The sequence below is a fragment of the Acidovorax sp. GW821-FHT10E03 genome (assembly GCF_059415205.1).
The window spans coordinates 186,251-210,682 of record NZ_JBWKMU010000008.1 but is presented as its reverse complement, the minus strand read 5'-3'; the positions used below and the strand labels follow the sequence as shown (position 1 = coordinate 210,682).

The 24,432-nt window shown below is 61.0% G+C and carries 26 protein-coding genes; 12 read left to right on the top strand and 14 right to left on the bottom strand.

The genetic code is table 11. The features are described from left to right. The first annotated feature begins 147 nt into the window (after positions 1 to 147). The 7 genes from AC07OD_RS15975 to AC07OD_RS15945 all read left to right on the top strand — a co-directional run bounded on the left by AC07OD_RS15975 (position 148) and on the right by AC07OD_RS15945 (position 7,656). Positions 148 to 1,041, top strand: coding sequence for a helix-turn-helix domain-containing protein (locus AC07OD_RS15975; RefSeq protein WP_494597454.1), 894 nt, complete (start codon positions 148 to 150; stop codon positions 1,039 to 1,041). 170 nt (positions 1,042 to 1,211) lie between these two features. After that, positions 1,212 to 2,807 (top strand): amidohydrolase family protein, encoded by a 1,596-nt coding sequence (locus AC07OD_RS15970; protein WP_494597453.1) that lies wholly within the window; start codon positions 1,212 to 1,214, stop codon positions 2,805 to 2,807. Beyond that, entirely contained in the window at positions 2,804 to 3,874 is a 1,071-nt protein-coding gene (locus AC07OD_RS15965) for a CobW family GTP-binding protein (RefSeq protein ID WP_494597452.1), read from the top strand. The genes AC07OD_RS15970 and AC07OD_RS15965 overlap by 4 nt, the downstream gene beginning before the upstream one ends. Next, positions 3,871 to 4,674 (top strand): ABC transporter permease, encoded by an 804-nt coding sequence (locus AC07OD_RS15960; RefSeq protein ID WP_494597451.1) that lies wholly within the window; start codon positions 3,871 to 3,873, stop codon positions 4,672 to 4,674. Before AC07OD_RS15965 ends, AC07OD_RS15960 begins: the two co-directional genes overlap by 4 nt. Then, positions 4,671 to 5,744, top strand: a complete 1,074-nt coding sequence (locus AC07OD_RS15955) for an ABC transporter ATP-binding protein (RefSeq protein WP_494597450.1) — start codon at positions 4,671 to 4,673, stop codon at positions 5,742 to 5,744. The genes AC07OD_RS15960 and AC07OD_RS15955 overlap by 4 nt, the downstream gene beginning before the upstream one ends. Positions 5,745 to 5,772: 28 nt before the next feature. Continuing rightward, positions 5,773 to 6,810, top strand: a complete 1,038-nt coding sequence (locus AC07OD_RS15950; RefSeq protein ID WP_494597449.1) for an extracellular solute-binding protein — start codon at positions 5,773 to 5,775, stop codon at positions 6,808 to 6,810. Between the two features lie 3 nt (positions 6,811 to 6,813). After that, complete coding sequence (locus tag AC07OD_RS15945) at positions 6,814 to 7,656, top strand: ABC transporter permease (RefSeq protein WP_494597448.1); 843 nt, start codon at positions 6,814 to 6,816, stop codon at positions 7,654 to 7,656. A 170-nt stretch (positions 7,657 to 7,826) separates the two neighbouring features. Here the strand turns inward: AC07OD_RS15945 and AC07OD_RS15940 are convergent, their stop codons facing one another. The 6 genes from AC07OD_RS15940 to AC07OD_RS15915 all read right to left on the bottom strand — a co-directional run bounded on the left by AC07OD_RS15940 (position 7,827) and on the right by AC07OD_RS15915 (position 13,492). Next, positions 7,827 to 8,786, bottom strand: a complete 960-nt coding sequence (locus AC07OD_RS15940) for a C-terminal binding protein (RefSeq protein ID WP_494597447.1) — start codon at positions 8,784 to 8,786, stop codon at positions 7,827 to 7,829. 122 nt (positions 8,787 to 8,908) lie between these two features. Continuing rightward, positions 8,909 to 9,928, bottom strand: a complete 1,020-nt coding sequence (locus AC07OD_RS15935; protein ID WP_494597446.1) for a DctP family TRAP transporter solute-binding subunit — start codon at positions 9,926 to 9,928, stop codon at positions 8,909 to 8,911. Positions 9,929 to 9,981: 53 nt separating this feature from the next. Continuing rightward, positions 9,982 to 11,259: a TRAP transporter large permease gene (locus AC07OD_RS15930; RefSeq protein WP_494597445.1), complete on the bottom strand. Its 1,278-nt coding sequence runs from the start codon at positions 11,257 to 11,259 to the stop codon at positions 9,982 to 9,984. After that, on the bottom strand, positions 11,256 to 11,807 hold the full coding sequence (locus AC07OD_RS15925; protein ID WP_494597444.1) for a TRAP transporter small permease: 552 nt from the start codon (positions 11,805 to 11,807) through the stop codon (positions 11,256 to 11,258). Before AC07OD_RS15925 ends, AC07OD_RS15930 begins: the two co-directional genes overlap by 4 nt. 83 nt (positions 11,808 to 11,890) lie before the next feature. Beyond that, complete coding sequence (locus AC07OD_RS15920; protein WP_494597565.1) at positions 11,891 to 12,235, bottom strand: carboxymuconolactone decarboxylase family protein; 345 nt, start codon at positions 12,233 to 12,235, stop codon at positions 11,891 to 11,893. Between the two features lie 72 nt (positions 12,236 to 12,307). Further along, entirely contained in the window at positions 12,308 to 13,492 is a 1,185-nt protein-coding gene (locus AC07OD_RS15915) for a mandelate racemase/muconate lactonizing enzyme family protein (RefSeq protein WP_494597443.1), read from the bottom strand. A gap of 151 nt (positions 13,493 to 13,643) precedes the next feature. Here AC07OD_RS15915 and AC07OD_RS15910 point away from each other — a divergent pair, with 151 nt between their 5' ends. The 3 genes from AC07OD_RS15910 to AC07OD_RS15900 all read left to right on the top strand — a co-directional run bounded on the left by AC07OD_RS15910 (position 13,644) and on the right by AC07OD_RS15900 (position 16,123). Then, complete coding sequence (locus AC07OD_RS15910) at positions 13,644 to 14,309, top strand: GntR family transcriptional regulator (RefSeq protein WP_494597442.1); 666 nt, start codon at positions 13,644 to 13,646, stop codon at positions 14,307 to 14,309. Positions 14,310 to 14,570: 261 nt separating this feature from the next. Next, on the top strand, positions 14,571 to 15,068 hold the full coding sequence (locus AC07OD_RS15905; protein ID WP_494597441.1) for an HU family DNA-binding protein: 498 nt from the start codon (positions 14,571 to 14,573) through the stop codon (positions 15,066 to 15,068). Positions 15,069 to 15,211: 143 nt separating this feature from the next. Beyond that, positions 15,212 to 16,123: a DMT family transporter gene (locus AC07OD_RS15900; RefSeq protein WP_494597440.1), complete on the top strand. Its 912-nt coding sequence runs from the start codon at positions 15,212 to 15,214 to the stop codon at positions 16,121 to 16,123. Here the strand turns inward: AC07OD_RS15900 and AC07OD_RS15895 are convergent. The 4 genes from AC07OD_RS15895 to AC07OD_RS15880 all read right to left on the bottom strand — a co-directional run bounded on the left by AC07OD_RS15895 (position 16,037) and on the right by AC07OD_RS15880 (position 19,162). Continuing rightward, a complete protein-coding gene (locus tag AC07OD_RS15895) occupies positions 16,037 to 16,579 on the bottom strand; it encodes a TatD family hydrolase (RefSeq protein WP_494597439.1) in 543 nt (180 codons plus the stop codon). The genes AC07OD_RS15900 and AC07OD_RS15895 overlap by 87 nt on opposite strands. Before the next feature lie 148 nt (positions 16,580 to 16,727). Next, positions 16,728 to 17,678: an AlbA family DNA-binding domain-containing protein gene (locus AC07OD_RS15890; protein WP_494597438.1), complete on the bottom strand. Its 951-nt coding sequence runs from the start codon at positions 17,676 to 17,678 to the stop codon at positions 16,728 to 16,730. A 30-nt stretch (positions 17,679 to 17,708) separates the two neighbouring features. Continuing rightward, on the bottom strand, positions 17,709 to 18,554 hold the full coding sequence (locus AC07OD_RS15885; protein ID WP_494597437.1) for a nucleotidyl transferase AbiEii/AbiGii toxin family protein: 846 nt from the start codon (positions 18,552 to 18,554) through the stop codon (positions 17,709 to 17,711). After that, positions 18,551 to 19,162, bottom strand: a complete 612-nt coding sequence (locus AC07OD_RS15880) for a type IV toxin-antitoxin system AbiEi family antitoxin domain-containing protein (RefSeq protein ID WP_494597436.1) — start codon at positions 19,160 to 19,162, stop codon at positions 18,551 to 18,553. The genes AC07OD_RS15885 and AC07OD_RS15880 overlap by 4 nt, the downstream gene beginning before the upstream one ends. 626 nt (positions 19,163 to 19,788) lie before the next feature. Here AC07OD_RS15880 and AC07OD_RS15875 point away from each other — a divergent pair. Beyond that, positions 19,789 to 20,133: a helix-turn-helix transcriptional regulator gene (locus tag AC07OD_RS15875; RefSeq protein ID WP_494597435.1), complete on the top strand. Its 345-nt coding sequence runs from the start codon at positions 19,789 to 19,791 to the stop codon at positions 20,131 to 20,133. Between the two features lie 30 nt (positions 20,134 to 20,163). Here AC07OD_RS15875 and AC07OD_RS15870 read toward each other — a convergent pair whose 3' ends face one another. Then, on the bottom strand, positions 20,164 to 21,507 hold the full coding sequence (locus tag AC07OD_RS15870; protein WP_494597434.1) for a tyrosine-type recombinase/integrase: 1,344 nt from the start codon (positions 21,505 to 21,507) through the stop codon (positions 20,164 to 20,166). A gap of 479 nt (positions 21,508 to 21,986) precedes the next feature. On the opposite strand from AC07OD_RS15870, the gene AC07OD_RS15865 reads away from it, so the two are divergent. Then, positions 21,987 to 22,265, top strand: coding sequence for a hypothetical protein (locus tag AC07OD_RS15865; protein WP_494597433.1), 279 nt, complete (start codon positions 21,987 to 21,989; stop codon positions 22,263 to 22,265). 47 nt (positions 22,266 to 22,312) lie between these two features. Here AC07OD_RS15865 and AC07OD_RS15860 read toward each other — a convergent pair whose 3' ends face one another. From AC07OD_RS15860 to AC07OD_RS15850, 3 genes are all read right to left on the bottom strand, one after another. Continuing rightward, positions 22,313 to 22,804 (bottom strand): dihydrofolate reductase, encoded by a 492-nt coding sequence (locus AC07OD_RS15860; RefSeq protein WP_218297746.1) that lies wholly within the window; start codon positions 22,802 to 22,804, stop codon positions 22,313 to 22,315. Between the two features lie 19 nt (positions 22,805 to 22,823). Then, positions 22,824 to 23,435, bottom strand: a complete 612-nt coding sequence (locus tag AC07OD_RS15855) for a DUF4337 domain-containing protein (RefSeq protein ID WP_218297745.1) — start codon at positions 23,433 to 23,435, stop codon at positions 22,824 to 22,826. Between the two features lie 106 nt (positions 23,436 to 23,541). Continuing rightward, positions 23,542 to 24,381 carry a thymidylate synthase gene (locus tag AC07OD_RS15850; RefSeq protein ID WP_218297744.1) on the bottom strand — a complete coding sequence of 280 codons (840 nt, stop codon included), beginning with the start codon at positions 24,379 to 24,381 and terminating at the stop codon, positions 23,542 to 23,544. Positions 24,382 to 24,432 lie beyond the last annotated feature (51 nt).

Here is a 24,432-nt window from a genome sequence, read left to right as displayed (position 1 = left end):
GGCCCTTGCGTCGCTTTCGGAATACGAACCTTGCAGTACAGATGCTTGCGAGGGATTTTCCTCCGCTGTTGGTCCGAAAAATGCTTTAAAGTTCGATCACTCTCGAAGGAAGCGTCTTTCCTAAGACCAATTCTTGAACCGCATCGCATGCCATCTCTGCGCCAACTGAACGACATGGAAGACTTGTGGGGCATGCGCAGCGCCGGTGCACTGATGAACCTGCCTTCCACCGGCATCTCAGTGCTGCGGTGGACGCGAGCAACCGGCGGCCCCTTCCAGTTCAATATCGCCACGGCCTCTGATTTCATGGCGTTCTCGATGGTGCTGCAGCCCATGCAGGCCTGCTCACACGTGGACGACTCCGTGATCTGGGACGGCCCCATCCGCGGTGGTAGTGTGCGGCTCGTCGATTCGCGTAGCATCGAACACACCGGCTTTGAGACGTCGAGCCCATTCGACCTGCTGCACATCTATTTCTCGCTCGGCGACTTACGCTTGGCAGCGCGCCGCTTCGGCGTGGATTTCGAAGACTTCGGGCCGAACGACGGTCCGCTGTACCGCGACGACCGTGTCGGCCGGCAGTTGGGCGGGCAACTCGTAGCCGCGCTCAATGCGAATGGCCCGACGGGCCGCATGTATGCAGACGGCATTGGGCAGTCGCTGGTGGCGCACCTCCTGCACAACTACGGCCGTGTAACGCACCCTGCGCAGTCCTCCGGTCCAGACGGCCTGCAGGCCGCGTTCGAACACATGGAGCGGCAACCCCACGAAACCCTCAGCGTAGCCCGGCTCGCGCGGCTAGCGAACATGAGTGAATTCCATTTCGCGCGCCGCTTCAAGCAGCGCTACGGCCTCACTCCACACGCGCACCTGGTGACGGCCCGGCTGAGGCTGGCGAAGGCAGACCTGGCTTTCTCTGAAAAGAACATCCTACAGATCGCCCTGGACTGCGGCTTTTCCGACTCCAGCCACCTCGCGCGTCTGTTCCGCAAGGTGGAGGGCATAACGCCGCAGCGCTACCGGCAGGAGCGGCAGCAATAGCCTGTCCCTGGCCGCGGCCAGGTCCGCCGGGGAGCGCGCAGCAAGAACATGCTGTCCGCTGAGCAGGATTGACCGAGACGGAAAGTCCCTCGGTAGAAAGAATCGCTCTCATCGTCCGGCGTTCCGGATGCTTCGAGGAAATTTGGGTGGCAACAGCAATGCAGGAATACATGGCGGGCATCGAGGCCGGCGACGAAATCGCGGCCGCGCGCCGGCTGCGAGGCGGCCGAGAGAAGCCGCGGGCCACCAGCCGCGACCGAGGCGAGGGACCGTTCGAGCGGCTGGTGCTACGCGGCGCCACCGTCATCGATGGCACCGGTGCGCCGCCCTGGGGACCGGTGGACATTGTGATAGAGGGCGACCGCATCGTCGAGATGCGCAGTGTCGGTACGCCGCGCAAGGCCATCGATCCGGCGGTGCGGCCCGCTGCGGGGCAGCACGAGATCGACTGCCACGGCAAGTTCATCACGCCGGGCTTTATCGACGCACACGCGCACATCGGTTCGCCCGTCGTGGCCGGCAACCTGCCACCTGCCGACTACGTCTATAAGCTTTGGCTGGCCCACGGTGTGACCACCGTGCGTGAAATGGGCAGCTTCAACGGGTTGGGCTGGGTGCTTGACCAGCGCCAGCGCGCGGCGGCCGGCACCATTGCGGCGCCGCGCATCCTCGCGCATGCGTACTTTCCGGCAGTCAACGACATCCTAAAGACCATTCACACGCCGGCTCAGGCGCGCGACTGGCTGGGCCGATTGAAAGCGCGCGGTGCCGACGGCGTGAAGTTCATGGGCGCCCCGCCCGCCATCATGGAGGCAGCCCTGGCTGAATGCGCGCAACTCGGCCTGCGCAGCGGCTGCCACCACGCGCAAACCGCCGTGACCCGCATGAATGCGCTCACCACCGCGAAGTGGGGCTTGACCAGCGCCGAGCACTACTACGGCCTGCCCGAAGCCCTGTTCGAGGATCGCGTGGTGCAGGACTATCCGGCCGACTACAACTACAGCGACGAGTACTTCCGTTTCTCCGTCGCCGGGCAAACCTTCGGGCAGGCTGCGCAGCCGGGCAGCGCCACCTGGCGCAATGCGATGGACCGTTTTCTCGAACTCGGCTTTACCTTCGTGCCGACCTTCAGCATTTACGACGCCAACCGTGACCTCATGCGCACGCGGCGCGCCGATTGGCATGACGACTACACATGGAAAAGCTACTGGGACTACTTTCAGCCTTACCGTGGCGGCCATGGCTCGTACTGGTACCGTTGGTCGACGAAGAACGAGATCGAGTGGAAGGAGAATTACCGGCTCTGGATGCGTTTCATCAACGAGTACAAGAACCGGGGCGGCCGCGTCTGCGCAGGCAGTGACTCTGGCTTCATCTTCCAAGTGTTCGGCTTCGGCTTCGTGCGTGAACTCGAGATGCTGCAGGAGGCCGGCTTCCATCCGCTGGAGGTGTTGCGCGCCGCTACGCTCGAAGGCGCACACTTGTTGGGCATCGAGGCCGATTGCGGCAGCTTGGAGGTGGGCAAGCGCGCCGATCTGCTGGTGCACGTCCAGAACCCCCTGGAAGACTTCAAGCTGCTGTACGGCACCGGCGCTATGCGGCTGAACGACGACACCCAGCGCGTCGAATGGCTGCGCGGGCTGAGCCACACCATCGCGGGTGGCATCTGCTATGACACGGCCGAGCTGTTGGCCGATGTTCGTGCGATGGTGGCTGCCAGCCACGCGGAAGCTGCCTCAGCAACCGCCGAGGCGCCGGCCACATGAATTCAGGCATCGCTTCATTGCCGATGCCGGCGCCCATTGAGCTGATCGTGCTCACAGGTTTTCTCGGCAGTGGAAAGACCACCTTGCTCAGCGCATACCTGCGCGAGCCGCAGGCCGCCGACACGGCTGTGATCGTCAATGAGATCGGCGAGGTTGACCTAGACGGCGCAGTCCTTTCCACCACCGCGACCAAGGTGCCGATGGCGCTGCTGAGCAATGGCTGCGTCTGCTGCGCCATGGGCGACGATCTACCCGGCACCATCGCAGCTATGTTCGAGGAGCGCGCCGCGCGCGGCCTGCCACCGCTCGCGCGCATCGTGCTGGAAACAACCGGCCTTGCGCGACCGGGGCCCGTGCTGCGCAGTCTCGGGCCGCTGGCCGTGCATCTGCGTGCCTATGTCGTGAGCACCTTCGACTGCGAGCGCGGTGCTGCCATGCTCGAACTGCCCGAAGCGGCCGCCCAGATAGCCGGTGCGCAGCGCATCGTGCTGACCCGCCAGGACATCGCGGGTGCCGGCGCGGACGATGCTGCGCGCGCACTGTTGGCGCACATCAACCCGCTAGCCGATCTGGTGGTCGAAGCGATGCCGGGGCCGCGCGCACTTGCGGCGATGGCGTCGCCACCTAAAAGCTCGTCGCTGCTTAATCTTTCGCTGCCGTTGTCACCGGGAGACGACGAAACGCAGCCGCATCACAGCGACATTCGCACCGCCCTATGCCGCCTCACCGCAACCGTGACGGGCGACGAACTCGCCGAATGGCTCGACAACTTCGCCGGCTTGTGCGGTGACCGTCTGCTGCGGGTCAAAGGGCTGGTGAGAATTCAGGGCGAGCGATGGCCGCTGTTGGTGCAAGGCGTTGGCACGCTGTTCAGCCCCCTCACAGCGCTCCCGGTGGACACGCCGGAATCGTTTCTGGTTGTGATCGTGCGTGGCATGCATCTTGACGAACTGCGCGACGTACAGCCGTCGTTGCCCATCGTCATAAGGTTGGCCGCGCGCAACCCGTCCACACAGCGTGCGATCGGCCGGCCGCTTGCGACAGTGCTCGAGGAGGCCTGCGCGTGAGGCCCGTCACGTTCGCTCGCAGGCTTGCCGTGGTGGCGGCGTATGCGGTGATGCTGTTGCCGCTCGTCACAGTGGCCTGGCTCAGCTTCTTCAAGCAGCCCATCATGAGCTTTCCGCCCGAAGGCTACTCCCTGCACTGGTACGCCAACGCGTGGAGCAAGCCGCAGTTCGCGGGCGGCTTCATGCTGTCGCTGCAGTTGGCCGCCATCTCGGCGCTGCTTGGCGTGAGCGCCGGCACCGCGGCGGCTTATGCCATAGAGCGCGGCAGTTTTCGCGGTCGGCGCGCACTGTCTACGCTGCTGTTGTCTCCGATGGCCTTCCCAGGCGTGGTGTTGGGCACCGGCATCTACGTGTTCTTCGTGCAGGTCGATAACGCCATCGACCTGCAGATCGTCGCCACGTTGCCGGGTCTGATCGCCGCGCATGCGCTGCTGGCCATTCCGTGGACCGTGCGCCTCGTGTCGGCCAGCCTGCAGGGGCTCGGCCGCGCGCAGGAGGAGGCCGCCGCCAATCTCGGAGCCCGCCCGGCCACCGTGTTCCTGCGCGTCACGTTGCCGTCCATGCGCGCCGGTATTGTGGCTGCAGCAGTGTTCGGCTTCATCGCGAGTTTCGAGAACCTGGAGATGACCTTGATGCTCACGGGCCCCGGGTACGCGACGCTCCCGGTAGAAATGATGAGCTATCTCAATTTCAACATGGACCCGACACTGGCTGCGGTCGGCACGGTGCAGACCGTGCTCATCAGTGTGCTCCTGCTAGTGGCGGATCGTTTCGTCAACCTGACTCGGATGACCTCTTGAGCTACCTTCGTATCGAAAACCTCGAATGCACCTATGGCCGCACGGTCGCGGTGAGCAATCTCAACCTCGACGTAGCGCAAGGGGAGTTGCTTGCGCTGCTCGGTCCTTCGGGCTGCGGCAAGAGCACCACGCTGCGCATGGTGGCAGGCTTCGTGGAACCCAGTGCGGGCCGCATCCTGTTCGGCGAACGCGACGTCACGCACGTGCCAGCCTATGCGCGAGACACCGGCATGGTGTTCCAGGGCTATGCGCTCTTCATGCACATGAGCGTGGCCGAGAATGTGGCTTTCGGGCTTCAGATGCGCAAGGTGCCGCGTAGTGAACAGGCTGTGCGTGTCAAGGAGGCGTTGCGACTGGTTCAACTCGAACACTTGGCCGAGCGGCGTCCCGCCGCGCTGTCGGGCGGCCAGCAGCAGCGGGTGGCGCTGGCACGCGCGTTAGTGGTGCAGCCCACGGTGTTCCTGCTCGACGAGCCCATGTCTAACCTCGACGCACGTCTGCGCACCGAAGTGCGACTCGAAATCCGCGCGCTGCAGCAGCGCTTGGGCCTCACCACGCTGCTGGTCACGCACGACCAGGAAGAGGCCCTCACGACAGCCGATCGTCTGGCCGTGATGGACCATGGACGCGTGCGCCAGATCGGCACGCCGCAGCAGGTGTACGAGCAGCCAGTCGACCAATTCGTCGCCAACTTCATCGGTCGCTGCAACCTTTTGTCCGGTCGGATCGAGGCGCCTGGCCTGTTTCGTGCCGGCGCGCATGTACTGCCTTGTGCACCGGCGACGGTGCCTCGAAATGGGACAGGTGAGCTGGCGCTGATGGTGCGGCCCGACCGGATCCGCCTCGCCGATGCGGGCGCACCGGGCCTGCCCGCGCGCGTGCGACTCGGCACCTATTTGGGCGGCACAACCGAATGGCATTTCGACACCGACCTGGGATCGATCGCCGTCGCGCAGCCTAGCGCGCTCGCGAACGACACAGCGGTGCGTGGTCCGGCCGTGGGCGACCACGTGTCGCTGCAGTGGTCGCCGGAGCATGCGCTGGCACTGCCGGCGGACGCAGCGACCTGAGCTTCTTTTTATCTTTACATCTACTGCCATGTCCTTCCATTCCACACGCCGTTCCCTGTTGCTTGCCGCTACCGCGATGCCGTTGGCAGTCGCCAGGCCGACCTTTGCCGCCACCGGCGGACGCGTCGTCATCGCCACATGGGGTGGCGACTACAGCGACCTGCTAGGAAAGAACGTCGAGCAGCCGCTGCTCAAGCCTCTTGGCATTGAGGCAGTACAAAGCGTGGACGATGGCGCGCCGCGCAGGGCGAAGCTGCTGGCCGAGCGCAATAGCCGCCGCGGCAGCCTTGATGTGGTGTCGCTTGTGGACTTCGATGCGAGCGCCCTCGGGCAGATGGGCCTGTTCGAAACGCTCACGGATGCCAACGTTCCGAACGCGAAGAACACCATTGCCGCGCTACGTCAGCCACAGGCGGTGCCGCACATCTATTCGGGTTTGGTCATTGCCTACAACCCGCAGAAGATCAAGACGCCGCCGAAGTCCCTGAACGACCTCTGGGATCCAAAGTACAAGGGCCGCGTTGGCTTGGCCGACATCATCTTTCCGTACAACATCGCCGCGGCCACCCTGGCAGCTGGCGGCACATTGTCCGATCTGGCGCCGGGCATGGCGAAGCTCAACGAAATGAAGCTGCTCTCGCCCAAGATCTTCTCCACCAATGAGATGGTGGCGCAGGCACTCAAGTCGGAAGACATCTGGATCACGCTGGCATGGCGCGCCCGAGTCTATCAATGGCAACGTGCCGGCGTGAGTGTGGCCGCGGCGGTGCCGGTAGAGGGCGTCGTGCCTACCACCTTCACGGCTTCGGTGCCGAAGAACAGCCAGCAAAAGGATAATGCCTTCGCCTATGTCAACGCCATGCTCGATGCGCGCGCGCAGACCGCCTTCGCCGAGCGCATGGGCTACTTGCCCACGGTGACCAGCGCCAGCCTACCGCCCGCGCTGGCCGCGCAGATTGCGTTCTCACCCGAGGAGCAGTCACGCTTCAAGGTGCCCGACTTCGGCTATTTCGCGCAGGCATTGCCGAAACTGCAGCAGTATTGGTCGCGTGACTTCAAGGCCTGAGTGATGCGTTTGCTGACACTGCCCGCCATTGCGATCGTGTTGGCGCTGATGGTGGCGCCCCTGGTGATGCTTCTGCGCTACTCGTTCAACATCTACACGCCCACTGAACTGATGGTTGAAGCCTTGACATGGCAGAACTATGTGCAAGTGTTCGCCGATCCGTACTTCCGCGATGTGCTGCTTGTGACGCTGAAGGTAGCCGTCCTGACTACGCTTGTGACGCTATTGGTCGGGTTGCCCGCTGGCTACACGTTAGCGCGCATGTCGCATCGTTGGAAGATTTGGCTCACGCTCGCCACCATCCTGCCGCTGATGGTCGGCAATGTGGTGCGTTCGGCGGGCTGGCTCGCGCTGCTGGGAAACAGCGGCCTGTTCAACGCCGTGGCGCAGTGGAGCGGGCTCGTGCGTGAGCCCATACAGCTCATGCTCAACCAGACCGCTGTGGTCGGCGTGATGGTCACGATCGTGCTGCCATTGATGGTTATGACGCTGGCCAGCGTTATCGAAGGCATTCCGCACAGCGTAGAGGAGGCCGCTGCCAATCTTGGGGCGCGACCCTTCGTTGTGTTCCGTCGTGTGGTGCTGCCGCAGGCCATGCCAGGTGTGGTCGCTGGGGCGTCGCTGGTCTTTATTCTGTGTATGAACGCCTACGCAACGCCGGTGCTGATTGGCGGGCCACGCTTCAAGATGATGACGCCCGAGATATACCAGCAGTTCGTCGGCCTGAACAACTGGCCAGTCGGGGCCGCGCTGGCTTTCATACTGCTGGCGGTGACACTGGGGGGCGGGGTGGGCATCGGGGCGGTGCTGCAGAAAGCATATGGGCCCAAGACGCAGAGTGCATGAGAACAGTATGGAAGAGATTTGCTGGTATCGTGAGTTAGACATTCGTTGAACTACTAATTGAGACGAGCCGAATCGATCGTGTACCGTACCCGTTAGCCTTAGCGACCAAGCTCAAGGGGCCATGGCGGTCAGCTTCGGCTGACAAGCGCGCTGGGAATGCTCCCTGCTTCTCAGTTAACCAGATACGCCGGTCGAAGACCCTGGAGAACGCAGATCGCCTGCTCTGCCGCCTTCCTAGAAACTTCCCGATTCGAGTCTTCGGAGAGATAGGCAATGTGGGGTGTCAAGATCAGTCTGTCGCATCGCGTAAGAAGCGAGGTGGACGGCAGTGGTTCTGTTTCAAAGACGTCGAGAGCCGCGCCCCTAAGGTGGCCTGCGTCAAGATGTTTGAGCAGTGCCATTTCGTCAATCAATCCACCCCGGGACACATTGATAAGGCAGCTCCCCTTCTTCATGCGGCCCATGGCCTCGTTGGTAAGAATACCGCGGGTTGACGGAAGCAAAGGCACATGAATGGAGACAACATCACTTTTGCTGATGACGTCTTCAAAGCTCGCAACAGTTGCACCGGCGGCCCGCACGCGTTCCTGATCGGCAGGCTGAAGGGTGTTCACCAATACCTGAAAACCGATGGCTTGGGCCATCTCCAGCACACGGAATCCGATACGACCGCCGCCGACAAGGCCAATCACCTGTTCCCGTGGCCGGCGCAGTGGATGATTGGCGGCTGCCCCCGTCCAGTCTCCTTTTCTGACCGAGGCGTCATGAGCGAAAAGACCCCTAGTGAGTGCAAGGATGAGCGCGATGGTGTGTGTCGCAACCTCTTCCAGATTGGCATCCGGTACGTTGGTAATTTGCACGCCTCGCTCCGTGGCGGCCGTCAGATCGACCCTATCCACGCCTACGCCGCAACGCGCCACCACTTTTAGTTTCGGCAAGCCTTCGATGACTTGACGATCTATCGTCTCGCCCATGACGATGAGTCCCGACGCATCGTGGCATCGCGCAATGATCTCCTGGCCGGTGCGACATGGCATGTGAACGAGTTGACAGCCAGCGCTTTCAATCCGCCGAATCGTCAGCTCCTCCATGGGAACAACGCCATCATCGATTTTGTAGATCTTTTTCATGGACATTTCGTCTTGATTGCCGTGGGCCTTCACTGCATTTCACTAGTGAGTCCTTCAGGCGTCGCTGGGTTGGAGCAGGCGGTGACACACAATGTGTGGCCACCGCTCACACATGCTGGTTACTACTGGCCGCGGATGCGCTTCAATTCGCTTTGGACGAAGTCCATCGTGGGCTCGCCGATTACCTTCGCCTGTGCTTCCCAAACCGGTTTCACGCGCTCACGCATGCGGGCGAGTTCCGCCGGGCTGACTTCGTTGACCTTCAGGCCCGCCTTCTTCATCATTTCAAGATTCTTTGCCTCGGACTCTCGGGTGGAGGCCAGCGTAACCTTCTTGCCCTCTGCCGAGCAGTCATATAGCGCCTGCTGTTCTTCCTTTCCGAGCTGATCGAACAGCTTCTTCGAGTAGACAATGGCGGTCGGACTATAGGAGTGGTGGGTCAGCGAGAGATATTTCTGCACCTCATAGAACTTCATGTTCTCGATCGCGGTGATCGGGTTCTCCTGGCCATCTGCGGTCTTGGTTTCCAGTGCAGAGTAGACCTCGGCGAATGTCAGCGGGATCGGGTTGGCGCCAAAGGAAGAGAAAGTGTCGATGTAGACTTTGTTCTGCATGACGCGGAATTTCAGGCCTTGCATGTCTTCCCACTTTTGGATGGGGCGCTTCGAGTTGGTCGCGTGGCGGAAACCATACTCCCAGTAGCTCAAAAACTCGAGGCCGATACCACGGTATTTCTCACGGAAGTAGTCGACAATCCTGCCATTGAAAAAGGCTTCAACCTCTTGGCTGTTGTTGAACAGGAACGGCAGATCTAGAACCGCTAACTCCGGGATCGAACCGATCAGGGGTGAAGGAGCCAGGATGACGAGTTCGAGCGTGCCAGTGCGTACCTGCTGTGAGGCGGCCATTTCGCTGCCCAAAGCGCCATCGAAATAGTTGCGCTGCTTGAATTTACCGCCCGATTTCTCGGCAAGGCATTGGGCCATCCTGATCATGCCCAAGCTGGCCGGAAACTCCTTGCTGGAGCCGGAAGACATGCGAACGGTGCGTTCTTGGAACTGGGCGTGCGCAACTCCACTGAAGCCGGCGGTGGCAGCCATTGCGGCGGCGAGGGCGATCAGGCCGCGTCGATGATGGGTCATGGTAGTCTCCTGTTGGGATGAGGTCGATGTAGGATTCGAACGCGGTGGACTGCTCATATGAACCACTTGAGCGGTACTAGCACGATGGATGGGAACAGAACGAGCAGGAACAGCACGATCAACTCAGCGAGCATGAACGGCCAGATGCCTTTCATCAGTTCGCTCATGCGCAGTTTGGCGGCACCGCAGACAACATTGAGCACAATGCCAACCGGAGGCGTGATAAGACCGATAGCGTTGTTCATGATGAATAGCACACCGAAGTAAACTGGGTCGATGCCGGCCTGCTTGACGATCGGCATCAGCACCGGCGTGAGGATCAGCAAGGTCGGTGCGAAGTCAAGTGCCGTACCGACCATGACCACCAGCGCCATCATGATGAACATCAGCAAGATTGGGCTGTCGATAAATGGATCCAGCATTGCACTGACCTGGTCCGGAATGTCGGAGGCAGTGATCAACCAGCCAGAAACGAGCGCAGTGGCGATCAGGAACACCACGACGGCGGTGGTCTTGGCTGCGCTGACCAGGATCGGATAGACCTGGTGCCAGCGTAACTCGCCATAGACAAACTTGCCAACGATGAAGGCATAGACAGCGGCGGCCACGGCGGCCTCGGTCGGTGTGAAGATGCCTAGCTTCATGCCGCCAACGATGCCCAGGGGCATTGCCAGCGCCAACAGACTGTCGAACATCACCTTGAAGCGCTGCATCATCGGCATCTTCGGCAGGATGGCGACCTTGTCCTTGCGGGCTACGATCAGCCAAGCGATCAGTAGCGAGACTCCCATCAGTAGGCCCGGTACGATGGCCGCCATAAACAGCTTGCCGATGGACACATTGGCAATCACACCGAAAACGATCATGGCGATCGACGGCGGCAGTACCGGTGCGATCACCCCACCCGCCGAAATCAGGCCCGCCGAGCGCGGAATGTTGTAGCCGGCCTTGCGCATCATCGGAATCAACATAGCAGAGAGCGCTGCGGCATCCGCGGCCGCGGAGCCGGAAATGGCGGCCATGATGACTGCCGCGATGATGGCAACGATGCCGAGGCCGCCGCGGATGTGGCCGACCCAGGCAAGGGCGAAATTCACGATACGCTTAGAGATACCGCCGGTATTCATCAACTCGCCCGCCAGCATGAAGAACGGAATGGCGAGCAGCGGGAAACTGTCGGCGCCCTCGATGATTTTTTGCGACAGGATCGTAGTGTCGAACTGGCCGCCGAGTAGCATCAGGCAGACGGCACAGACGATCAGTGCAAAGGCGATTGGCATGCCCAGCGCCATTGCGCCGAGCAGGGAAGCGACAAATACGGCGGCGGTCATGTTCTGCTCCGGGTGGCGTCAGGTTGATCGTGGGGAACTTCTTCGCTTTCTCGGATCGCGATCAATTCCTGATCGGTGACCTGACCACTGGCAATGCGCCAGACTTTGTGCAGGGAGATCAGGGCGATACCCGCGCTGGTCACATAGCCAAGGCCGAAGATCCAGATCATCGGAAGCCCGGAGACTTGGCCATAGGTGGTGGCATTGATGTCGTGCTGGCGGAAGGTGCCCCAGAAGAAGAGCACACAGCAGATCAGGATCAGAATCTCGCTTATAAATGCGCAGATGACCTTTCCTTTTCGGGGTAGGGCAGACACCAGCGTATCGACCCCCAGGTGAGCCCCCTCGTGACTCGCGACCACGGCGCCGAGGAAAGTCAGATAGATGAATGCGAAGCGCGACAACTCTTCCGACAGTACGATGCCGGAGTCGAAGCCGTACCGAAGCACGACATTGCCGAACACCATGGCGACCATGGCAACAAGCAGGGCGGCGAGTGACGCATCAATGATGCGAGCGACGCGGTTAGCAATCTGGCTGTAGCTCATTTTTTTCTCGTAGTGCCTTCAAAGAGCGTATATCCGGGAGGACACTGGTGCGATGCGCCACGAACCTCCCGGACAGCCTTCATTTACTTGGCGTCGGACAAAGCCGCCACGACGTCGAGAACACGCGCGGAGTACACGACTGCGGCACCGGCGTTGAGCGATATCGCCACGCCCAGCGCTTCGGCGATCTCGTCTTTGGTGGCGCCGTGACCTATGGCCGCCTTGGTGTGAAAAGCAATACAGCCATCGCAACGCGTAGTCACGGCAACGGCAAGCGCGATCAGTTCATGTACTTTCGGGTCGAGCTTGCCAGTCTTTGCTCCGGCGCCCTCCATGACTTGCAAGCCACGCATGGTGTCCGGCGTCAGTTTGGCAAATTCGCCCACACGAGAAGCGAGAGCAGTGCGGTAAGAGTTCCAGTCGAGCATCATGGTGGTGCGCCTTTTTCAGTTACAGGTTGAAGAGAAAGTTAACAGGGGGAATGGAGCAGCCCTGGCGCCTCAGAAGCCCGGGCTTTTCTTCTTGGGCGGATGGGCGAGAATTTTTTCCTCGATAGGGTCGCAACCCCAGCCGGGCGCATCGGGAACCTTGATGACGCCATTGATGACTCGCGGCACGTGCGTGACCAGTTCGTCATCCCACGGCAATCGATCAATGTCGGTCTCCATCACACGGAGGTTGGGAATGGCCGCCGCGAAATGGAGATTCATCACCGTAGCGTGGTGGCTATAGAAGTTATGTGGTGCGATGTTCACGTCGAAGGTGTCAGCCAGGGCGGCAATCTTCATCGCTTGCCAAGTACCATTCCAGACGGCATCGATGATCGCGACATCCATTGACTGGGCCTGCAGATACGGCAGGAACTGGCGAATGCCGAAAAGTGTTTCGCATGATGCGATGGGCGCATGACTACGCTGACGGATATAGGCCAACCCTTGGGGGTTGTAGATGTCGAGCTCGATCCAGAACAATTCGAACTGTTTGAGCGCCTCAATCATCTTGACGAAGCTCTCGGTCCGACCGTTGAAGTTCAGGTCGATCAGAATGTCGATGTCTGGGCCCAATCCCTCGCGCAATGCCAGCAGATGTTCTGTCACGTTGCGGAATAGCGCCTTGTCGAAATTTAATGCCGGCGCATAGGGGTTGCCAAACCCCGCAAGGTACTGACGGGGGTTGTCGGCCATGTCATAGAACAGGTTGGTTTTGACCGCCGACACGCCGAGCGCTTGCGCATCCTTGCCAGCCTGGATCACGCCTGCCAGATTGCGGATAGGCGGGCTGTAATGGGCGGGATGAGCAATGCGCCATGTGGCGCAGTGTGACCAATAGACTGGTATCGCATCCCGGTGCTTTCCGCCCAGCAACTCATGGCAAGGCACGCCCAGATATTTGCCCTTTGCGTCGAGCACCGCGTTCTCAAAGGCGCCCTGAGCTTCAGCGCTCAGTCCATCGGGTGCCGGCTTAAGCATCGCCCCCAACTCGCCATAGATCACTTCGTGGTTCATCACCGACTTGCCGAGAAGTCGGGGCGCGAGCTTTTCGAGCACAGCGGTCAGTCCAGGCGTTCCATACGCCTCGTCGTATTCCGCCCATCCTGTGATCCCGCTTTCAGTGACTATTTTCAAATAGTGGTAGTTGCGCCAGCCTGCATCGCAGGCGATGGTTTCGATGTGCTGTATGCGCATGCATCACTCCTTTTTGTAAAAACAATTAATTGTTAACAAACAACTGATGCCAGTTTGAGCATGCAAGTCTGGGGAGTCAATCAGGGTTACTCCCGGTTGCTACAATGGCAAACAATGATTAATTGTTAACTTTTATAAGGAGGGTTCACCCGTGTCTAAAGTGATCTCCATTGACAAGCGCAGCTTTGACTTGCAGGCCGCTGACTGGATTCGACATGCAGTGATGTCGGGTGACCTTGCCCCAGGAACCCGTGTCACGGAGCAAGCCCTTGCTGAGCAGATCGGACTGTCGCGCTCCACGGTCAGGACAGCCATGCAGCGACTCGCCAATGAAGGGTTGCTGGTGCAGCATGCCTATGCCGGCTGGGAGGTCGCCTCGCTTACGCCCAATGATGCTTGGGAGCTCTACACACTGCGCTGCGAGCTTGAGGGCCTGGCATCGAAGTTGACGGCCGAGCGACTGGATGATGGTGGCCGTGAGACGCTGCGCACGGCCCTCGACGAGCTCATCCTCGCTGTCAAAAAAAAGGACCGACGCCATGTGGCCGAGGCTGATATCGGACTGCATCGGACGATTGTCAATCTCGCTGGGCACCGGAGACTGTCGATCATGCACTCGCAGATCATCGACCCTATCCATCTCTATATCTTGTCCACGAACCGTGAGAGCTTTGACGACCTAATTCCCACGCATACCCAATTGATTGAGGTGATCTTGCGTGGAGATGCTGCCGCGGCACACCGCCTAGCTTGCGAGCACGTTACCGTGAGTTGTGAACAGGTGGTAAAGCAACTTAAGCGCAGAGATCCAAGCTGACTGCGGGTACATGCGGCCATTGACCGCGAGTACGACGTGAGACGGTGAAGGAAACAGCAAGACTGCACGTATCGTTTTTTGCAAGTGGAGTGAGCAAGTCCGGTTCAATAGACTGGCCCTGAGGCGTCAGCAACTGTCTTGAAAGTCAATCAAGACGGGACTGCAGCCCTGCATTCAACCAACAGTCGATGTAAGTTCGACGCTGTTCCCTAGACGGTGAATGCGAATCTTGACTGGCCGGTTGGAAGCCCAGGGAGGCGCATGCGAAAGCAGCTCGATGACTGCAGAATCTTGTGCTTCTTGAGCTGGTCGACAGCACCAGGAACTGGTCAAGCGCATGGGGCGTTTTGCCAAGAATTGCACTCCAGCACTGAACGGCAGCAAGCTCGGATTCAGCGGAGGCGTTATAAATCGAATCTCTCCACCTTTTTACACAGTGAGCATTCCATGAATCGTGCAGAACTCGTTGAAATCCTGGCTTCCAAGAATGATCTGTCCAAGACCGCAGCCAATGCCGTTTTGGAAACTCTGATCGACACCATCCAGACCGCCGTCAAGAAGGGCGATGGAGTGCAGTTGGTGGGCTTTGGCGCGTTCAAGTCCGTCAAGCGTGCAGCGCGCACGGGCAAGAACCCATCGACGGGCGCAGCGCTGAAGATCCCGGCGAGCACGGTGCCGAAGTTTGTGGCCGGTGCGAAGTTCAAGGCCGTGGTGGACCCCAAAGCGGCCAAGCGAAAGGCAGAGAAGGCGGGCAAGTAAGCTGTGCATCCACAGCGCTCCCCCCTGGTCCGCGATCCGCTGTGCCAGACGCCGGGGTGTGCATTCGCGTAAGTGCAAAGACCCGGAGCAGTTTCCTTGTCATTCCGACAACGCAGGACCTCCCCTACCTCTGTCCCCCTCTGATGAAGCTTGCTCAGCGCCATTCCATCCGACACGAGAACGTTGGCCTGTGGCTGGGGGTGCTGGGCGTTGCGTTCTTCGGCATTACGCTGCCTGCCACCCGTCTGGTCACGGGCACTGTCGAGGCACCTCAACTATCTCCCTGGTTTGTCACGCTGGGGCGCGCCGCACTGGCGGGCATGCTGTCCATACTGTTTCTCTCGCTCACCCGGTCGCCCTTGCCCACACGATCTCAATGGCGACCGCTTGGGATCGCCGTGCTTGGAAATTTGCTGGGGTACCCCTTGTTGCTGGCGTACGCCTTGCGAACCGTGACGGCCGGTCATGCGGCCGTGATCACTGCGCTGTTGCCACTGGTCACTTCGGTGTGTGCGGCGCTGGTGCTGCGCCAGCGTGCCAGGCCAGGTTTCTGGATCTGTGCCTTGCTGGGGAGTGCGCTCGTAGTGGCGTTCTCGGCGCTGCGCGCTCAGAGTGCTGGAGGCCATGGGCCGGGCTTTGAGGTCGCGGATCTGATCTTGTTGGGCGGTGTCATTGCCACCGCAGTGGGATCCGTCTATGGGGTGCAAGTGACTCCTGCGCTCGGGGCAGAGCGCGTGATCTGCTGGGTGTGCGTGATCGCCTTGCCGCTGACTTTGCCTGCCACGTTCCTTCTCTGGCCCGCGCAATCTGTGTCGACGGCTGTGTGGGTTGGATTTGTCTACTTGGGCGTGTTCTCAATGTGGGCCGCGTTCTTTGCCTGGTACCGTGGTTTGGCGCTCGGTGGAGCGCTGCGCGTGAGCCAGGTGCAGTTACTGCAGCCGTTCTTTGCTATTGCGGCTTCGATACCGCTACTCGGAGAGTCGGTGGATGCTGTCACGCTCGGTTTTGCGGTGGCAGTCGTGGTTGCTGTGATCGTTGGGCGACGGTTCTCCTGATGCGCCCGGTGAGGGCTGGGTAGGATTCGTGGCGCCTTCATTAGGATTTGCCATGTCGACAGCATCGTGGCCGGCCTGCTGACCGACGAAGCGCTTCTGCGGCGCAGCCTTGCTGGGCAGGATGCAGTCATTCTCTGCACCGGCATTGATCGCATCAGCCACGACCTCCGGACACTCCCAGAGTTCAGTCAGCTCGCAGAAGGTGCTTGGGTCGTACGACTTTGCGCCATGGGGGTGTACCCCCGCAGTCGCGAAGATGGTGCCCGGATGGGCTCTCGCAAGCTCAAGGGCCAGACGACTGGATGCCGCCGATGTGCCTGTCGCGAGGATCTGGGTCACGTGTGCCGCCCGCGCACGCACCAACAAGTGGTCGGTCAGCGACGTTAACTGCGCCGAGTGGAAGTTGACACAGATGTCGACCAGTTGCGCTCGTTCGGACTGTGTTCCCTTGCTCATTCGCCGATGGTTCGGGGTGATGCAGATGGTTCATCTGCGCTCAGGTGCGGTACTGTGGCTGAGTCCCCTCTTCATCATGCATGTTCTTCGAGGTACCCCGCCCTTGCCGGTACCCGCACATACGTATCAAAACTTCAGGCACGCCACGCTAGAAGTTGCACCATTCTTCAAAGCACCATTTACCTTGGATCGGTTGCGAGTTTGGCAGGAAGATCCGCCAGGTGATCGGTAGTCCGTGGACTTGACGCCAGATGGCGTGGTCGATCTCCACAACAATGGCGGGATGCTTGTCGGGGTCTACCAGTGTATGAATTTGGCCTGGATGAAGTGGGCGGCGGCGCTGCTCGTCATCAGGATCTCTGCGGGTGATCCTGAGAAAGCGCCGCTCGCCGGGGCCGCGTGCGAGGCTCATTGTGTCGCCCCAGCTTTCCACCAGTGCTTCCAGAAGGGGGCGCACATTAGGGTCACGCGTGTCGCGAATGACTTCGTGCGGAAGGTCCATCTCAAACTGCCAGTTCTCGAGCGTGACCTGACCCACGTTTGTGATCAAGACCTCAAGTTCCTTTCGGTGCAGTTCCCCATTGCTTTCGATGTTGACCAGCCTGGGATCAACGCGCACTTCTGGCCGTAGCCGACGATTCATGACATCGCGGATCTGAAAGTCGAGCATCGGCTCAGTGCTTCGACCTGCACGTTGGTAATACCGGCGATCGAGGAGACTTTGATGTGCCGTCGATGAAGCTTCGATCTCAATAGCGATGATCCGACCTCCAGGCACGGCGAGCTCCGTGATCTCGAACCGGCCTAGCGGGGGGCTTGTGTTGCTTCGGAGGACATTGGTGAGCCAGTCGCCGCCAACACCTGGGGCGGTAACGGGTGAGAGTGATGCCGCAGCAGGTACGCCCTCGACATCTTCTTCGGCAATCCCATACAGGATCGTCCCACCACCGGCGTTCGCGAAACCGGTGCAGTCCTTTACCAATTCCTGTCTTGACCCATTCGATGGCACCAATGCTGCACCGCGCTTGAACTCCAGGTAGAGCCCTTCCTGCATGTGGTCGTCAAGAACCTGCTGAAGTTGCGCTGCGGTATAGGTCATTTTTTCAGTGTATTGGAGAGGCTCGGTCCTTCAGGAGGCCAAAAGTTTCTGGAACTCGCCGCGCAACAGCGCGACGACTTCGGCGAGGTCCAGGGCCTCGAGTCGATTCTTTTTCAGGAAGGCAGTCCATTGCTTTTGTTTCGCAGCATCCTGCACAAATGCATCACTCAAACCTGAGGGGAGGGGGCTGGGCATCGCCAGTTGCCGACGTGCGAACGTGGCCTCGACTGCGCGGCGCAGCTCGGCTGACTCCAACGCACCGTCGGTCAGCAGCACCCAGAGGTCGAAGTAGTCCTTCATGCGGGTGTTGGCCATGCCGAGCAGGCACACCGCATGAAACTTCTCGGCCACCACCGTATATTTTGGATAGGTGCGCAACTGCGGAGCGGGCAGGTCTTCTAGCAGCACTGGGTAGCTCACCGATTCCGGGGCTGGCGTGACCGCATCGCCAAAACCTATGTCCACCTGCAGCGCGATGCGCGCACCATCCAGTCTTGCCTGCAGGTCGATCCTCACACCACCATAACCTGCTTCCTTGCGGATCACCGAGCCCTTGGCCGAGGCAGGGTCGAACGCGATGCCATCCTCCACCGCGATCTGGCAGATCTCGCGGAACGCCGACACGGCGGTGTCGATGTCATCCGGACCAAATCCCAACAGGTCCGCATCGCGCGTCGGCCGATGCGGCTGGTCATACCACAGTGAAAACAACAGTGCGCCCTTGAGCAGGTAGTTGGCGGCATACGGCGAGACCGACAGCCGGTACAGCAGCCGCTCCAGCCCGTAGTGGGTGAGCGTCAGGTTGAAGTCCTGCTTCGTGGCATCGGCGTGTTGCTTCAAGCGGGCACGGATGGAGGCAGCGAGGTTGCGGCTCATGCTGTGACGCTTTCCAGATAGGGCCGCATCACATTGGCCACGCGATCCACCCTGGCGTAGAGCCAGAGCGCATCCATCGTCAGCTTGCGCTGTGACCAGCCATCGCGCAGCGCCTCCAGAGCCACGTCCAGGCCGATCTTGTTGCGGTACTTGAAACAGTCGACCACCGTCTTGGCCGCGTTGAAGACCGGGACCTTCACGCCGTCGATCTCAACCGGCTCGATTCCTTCGGTCAGAGCGGCCCCCGACATGCGCACCACGCGCAGAGCAGGCTGGTCCAGCCGGGGAGTGGGCGAGTGATGGGGTATCGCCATCCAGACCTCGAAGGGCGCCTGAGTGCCGATGCCATGGACGCGCAGCGCAGAAAGCAGGCACACCACGCCACGCGGCACGCGCAGGGCTACCTCGGCCAGGGACCGGTGTTCGCTGAGCGCACGTCCCGGCAAGCTGTAGACGCCGCGGGTGATGCGTTCAAGCTTGCCGGCTGCGACCAGTCGGCTGAGCACCACGGTCGGCAGGCCCTGCTCAGCCAGATCGCGCGCGCGCAGCAGTGGCCGACGCCCGGCGAGGGCCAGGACGGTTTGTTCGAGCGTTGAGTCAGAGCCCACTACTGCAGTATGTTGCAATAATTAGTTATTTGTCAATAAACGACTAGATAATGCAATGCCGTTGAAGTCGACATCTCGAAGTCAGCGCGATACGCCTGAATTGGTTGCCATGCAGCAGTCTTGTCAATTGCCGGGAAGGTCGAACATCCGTCGGCTGTTGGAACTGCAGGCTCCAATGATCTCATCGACGTCGCGGCCCATGAGCTCTGCCACGCTGGCGGCGACCCAGGGAAGATTCGCCGACTCGTTGGGTCCACGGCGCGCTCCAGCGTGTTGATTTCCACGCAGAAGTGACCCACTAACCCCCCAATGTTCAGGTCCGCACGGAATACGCACCAGCTTGCACTCGAATCTTGATCGCATCCGATCACCCGAATGGAAGGTGAAGGAGGCGCCGCGTCCGGGTTTCATCGGCGAAATGATTCGGGAAGGGGAGCAGCGCGTTCGGGATACAACGCCTGGCAAGTCTGCGTAATTGCAATCTCAGCGGGGACGTGAGCGGATGGTTTCGGCAATGTCGCTGAGCAGCGGCAACTTGGCTCAGGTTAGCCCCTCCACGCCCTTGTGAGTTTTCATCGGAGACGTTCTGAGGCAATCTGAAGACAGGGTTCTTTTCAGGATTCACCATGTCTTCCACACCGTTTGGACTATCGAAGGATGCGCCGTCTGTGCCCGGAGTGGCTCCCGCGTTCTTGCGCATGGCCGATGTGACTCGTCTCACCGCGTTGAGCCGGGCGACTTTGTATCGGCGCATGGCGCAAGGCAAGTTTCCTGCGCCTGTTCATCTGGGAGGGAGAGCCTGCGGTTGGACCCCATCGGCACTGCAGGCATGGATCGATGACCCAGAGGGCTACATGGTCGACCAGACCGCAAGTGAGGCCGAGGCACTGGCGGTCCGTGTCAAGCAACCCAATGCTGGATTCGTTGGCGGCTCAGTGCAGCGAGGGTCGTCCTTGCATTTCGCCCGGTAGCCCTCGCTCCGTGGGTCTTCCGTTCCCTCGCTATGGGCGAACGGTGGCGGTTCGGGCTTGGACTGTCGCTCGTCGATGGGAGGTGCTGGCCGGGGTCGATCGGCTATGCGGCCCATCTCGCTTGACCTTGTTGCGATGCTGACTGGGCGGGGATTTGCTGGATGCCGCCTCAACTTGATGTGCCGACGCCTCCTTGCGTAGGGCATCCAAGCGATCAGCCCACTCCTGAAGCATCATGCGGCGCTCGCTTCGGTAGGCGTGTCTGTTGTACGCGGCGCGTACTGCATTGGCCGGTACATGCGCTAGACAGTGCTCGATCACGTCGATGTTCTGGTTGACGCTGTTGAAGTAGGTGCTGAATGCCGAACGCATTCCATGCGGTGTGCCTTCACCGCTGAAGCCGAGGCGTTCCATGACGGCGTTCAGGCTGCGGTTGGCCATCGGCCTGCGCGGATCGACCCGATTGGGGAAGAGGTGTTCTCTGTTCGCGGGCACGAGTTCGCGCAGGCGCTGGAGAAGAGTCACTGCTTGCGAGGAAAGTGGAATCCAGTGGGGGCGCCTTCCTTTCATCCGGTCCGCAGGAATCTCCCACTGGTTGTTGTCGATATCCAGTTCATTCCAGCGCCCTTCGATGACCTCCGCTTTTCGGCAAGCGGTCAGCATGACCAACTGCATCGCGATTCTTGTCTCTTCCTGAATTCTCGGTGACTCATCGAGGGTCCGCAGCAGCACGCCGATCTGCGTGTCCGACAAGGCCGGATGGTTTTTCTGGTTGCGCTTCTTCATGACGCGCACGGGAGGGACCGGGTTGTTCTCGATGAGACCCGAATCGATTGCGTACTCGAAAATGCCCCACAAATGGTTGCGCAGGTTGCGTGCGACTTCAGGGGCGCGTTGTTCGACGCGCTTCAACAGCGCCGTCAACTCTAGGCGGGTGATCTCGCCGATCTGCCGATCCTTCAATGTCGGCAGCAGATCATTGTCGACTTCCCGTCCGCGCTGCCGAACCGTGGAAGGACGGAGATCTGCTGTTGTGGCGGTGCACCAGTCCTCTACAACGGTGGAGAACGCACCCTTGACCCGTTCCAACTGCTCCCGTTCCTGCACGATTCTTTCGTCGCGTCGGGCTTGGACCGGATTGATCCCTTGGGCAACGAGCTTGCGGGATTCGGCATGCAGCGCTCGTGCGTCAGCAAGTCCCAATTCAGGAAACGCTCCCAAGGCCTGCAGGCCTTCCTTGCCGCCGACCCGGTACTTGTAGCGCCAGAGCTTGGAGCCGTTCGGCTGGACAAGCACGTACAGACCACCACTGTCCGCAAGCTTGAATGGACGGGTATCCGGCTTCGCCGATTTGATCTTCAGAGTGGACAACATGGTTCAAGCCTCCATGACCGTAGCATTGGCAACATGCGCTCGAAAAGTGCATTGATACCCCCAACGATACCCCCAGACGGCCAAGATTTCAAGAAGCCGAGTTGAACGGAAAGAAACTTAGTGAGACGATAAGTTATTGAATTTATTGAAATTTTCGGAAATTCTGAGAAGTCTTGAGATCCCTTGAAAACTCAATGCCGATTTCAGGTGGCTATTTGCATTTTTTGAACAGTAATAGTGAATAAAAACAAGGGCTCCGCACTGACTGCCAGCAGCTGCAGCGGTGGCGGCCGTGGGCGAAGGCTCGCAGCGCGCATCGTACCCATCATTGCTTTCTTGTGGCATCAGGCTGTGCATTGCGTGTCCGACATGGCACTGCGGCACGAAGCGCCCCATCCCCCGGGACCACGGGTATTTGTCCGACGCTTCGCGGCCGCCGTTCCGCAGACACTGGAAATCTGTTCCCGATGGAGAACTCCATGCCATCCATTCACCAGCAAGCGCTGGCTTGCGTTCTGGCCATGGGGGGCGCGGCTGCAGGTGCCCAGGGGGTGAACACTCCTGCGGTGGTGCCTGGCTTGCAGCCGGCGTTGGCCCCCGCCTCCACGCCGGTGCAGACGCCGGCCCAGACGCCAGCTCCCCCGCCCGCGCAGACGCCGGCGGAAACACCGGCACCCGCTCCGGCCCTCACGCCCGCACAGACGCCCGATCCGTCGCGCGACCAGACGCCTGCAAAAACCCCGTCAGCCACCCCATAGCTGGGTGCAAGGGGAAAGGGAAGGGCACGTGCCCGCCGAAGAGGGACTCAATCCGCCGCGCGCACGTAGCTCACAAAACTGAAGGGCAGGCCGTTGGTGCTCACATGGTCGCTGCGGGCGGCCTCGGTCCAGGCTTTGCCTAGCACTGGCGCGTGGGCGTCGCCCTCGAAGTCCCGGGCGATCTCGGTCACCTCCAGCCGGTCTGCCGTCGGCAGGGCCTCGGCGTAAATCTGCGCGCCGCCGATCACCCACACCGTCTGGCGGGGATCGCACTGCGCCAGCGCAGCGTCCAGGCTCTCGGCGCGCCGGGCGCCTTCGGCCTGCCAGTCGTGCTGGCGCGTCACCACGATGTTGGTACGGCCCGGAAGGGGGCGAAAACGCGCCGGAAGCGAATCCCAGGTCTTGCGGCCCATCACCACGGGGCAGCCCTGCGTCAGCTGCTTGAAGTGCGCCATGTCCTCCGGCAGGTGCCAGGGCAGGGCGTTGTCCTTGCCGATCACACCGTTGGCGGCGCGGGCGTAGATGAGGTGCACTGGCATGGCGGGACGTCCTTGTTTTTCAGATGTGCAAGGCGGCGAGGGCACCCACGCCCAGGCCCACGGCGGCCACGCCGTACATGCCGTATTCCAGCCATTTTTTCTTGGTGAGCAGCGCAATGGCGGCCAGCGCGATGGCCACCTGCAGCGCCGTGGTGGCCTGGGCCCAGCGGTGGTGCTGGTGCATCTGGGCTTCGCTCTTGCGGTCGAATTCGTGGGCATCGGCCTCGAGCTTCTCGGCGGCCACCTTGATCTCGTTCTTCTCGGTTTCGTAGCGCTCCACCTTGGTCTGGTAGCCGGCCTTGCGGTCATCGGGCGCCAGGTCGCGGGCCAGTTCGGCCAGGGATTGCTTGGTGCTCTTGGACTGGAAGTAGTTCCACTGGTTGGAGGCCTCGGTCTTCTTGATGGCCGCGTCGTTCTTGAGCAGCCCGGCGTTGGCCTGCGTGGCGCCGCCCATGTACGAGAAGATCGCGCCCACCGTGGCCACGATGGCGGTGAACATCGCGATCTTGTTCATGGACGAGCCATTGCCGTCGTTGCCGTGGCTGGCCGTGGCGTCGTCATGGTGGCCGTGGGTGGCATGCTCCACCGCGTGGTCGTGGGGGCCGTGTACGTGAAATCCGCCGGAAGACATGGATGAAAGCTCGTGGTGGTGGTTGTGGGTGGATGCGGGCTGGGCGCTGCTGCACCTGGCCCTGGGGCTCAGGAGGTGTGGGGTCTCAAGGAGGGCTGGTGCGTGATCACACGGCCACGGGGGCCTTGATCGCCGGGTGGCACTGGTAGTCCACCACTTCGAAGTCCTCGTACTGGTAGTCGAAGATGCTGCCGGGGCGGCGCTTGATGTTCAGCACCGGGTAGGGATAGGGTGTGCGCGCCAGCTGCGTTTGCACTTGCTCGTGGTGGTTGCTGTAGATGTGGCAGTCGCCGCCCGTCCAGATGAAATCACCCACATCCAGGTCGCACTGCTGCGCCACCATGTGGGTGAGCAGGGCATAGCTCGCGATGTTGAACGGCACGCCCAGGAAGATGTCCGCACTGCGCTGGTACAGCTGGCAGGAGAGCGTGCCGCGTCCGCCGGGCTCCTGTGCTGGCGCCACGTAGAACTGGAAGAAAGCGTGGCAGGGCATGAGCGCCATCTTGCCGAGCTCGGCCACGTTCCAGGCGCTCACGATGATGCGCCGCGAATCGGGGTTGGTCTTGAGCGTCCTGACCACATCGCTGATCTGGTCGATGTGCCCGCCGTCCGGCGTGGGCCAACTGCGCCACTGCACGCCGTACACCGGCCCCAGGTCGCCGTCCTCGCGCGCCCATTCGTCCCAGATGGTGACGCCGCGCTCCTTGAGCCAGTTGTTGTTGCTCGACCCCGTGAGGAACCACAGCAGCTCCTGGATGATGGACCGCAGGTGCACCTTCTTGGTGGTGACGAGCGGAAAGCCTTCCTTCAGGTCGAAACGCATCTGGTGGCCGAAAACGCTGCGGGTGCCGGTGCCCGTGCGGTCGGATTTTTCCACGCCGTGGGTGAACACGTGGCGCATGAAGTCTTCGTATTGCGAGCGGACGGGGCGGGCGTGTTCGGTCATGGCGGTTGGAAGGCGAAAGACGCGATTTTAGGGGGCGGCTGCCGGCAGGAA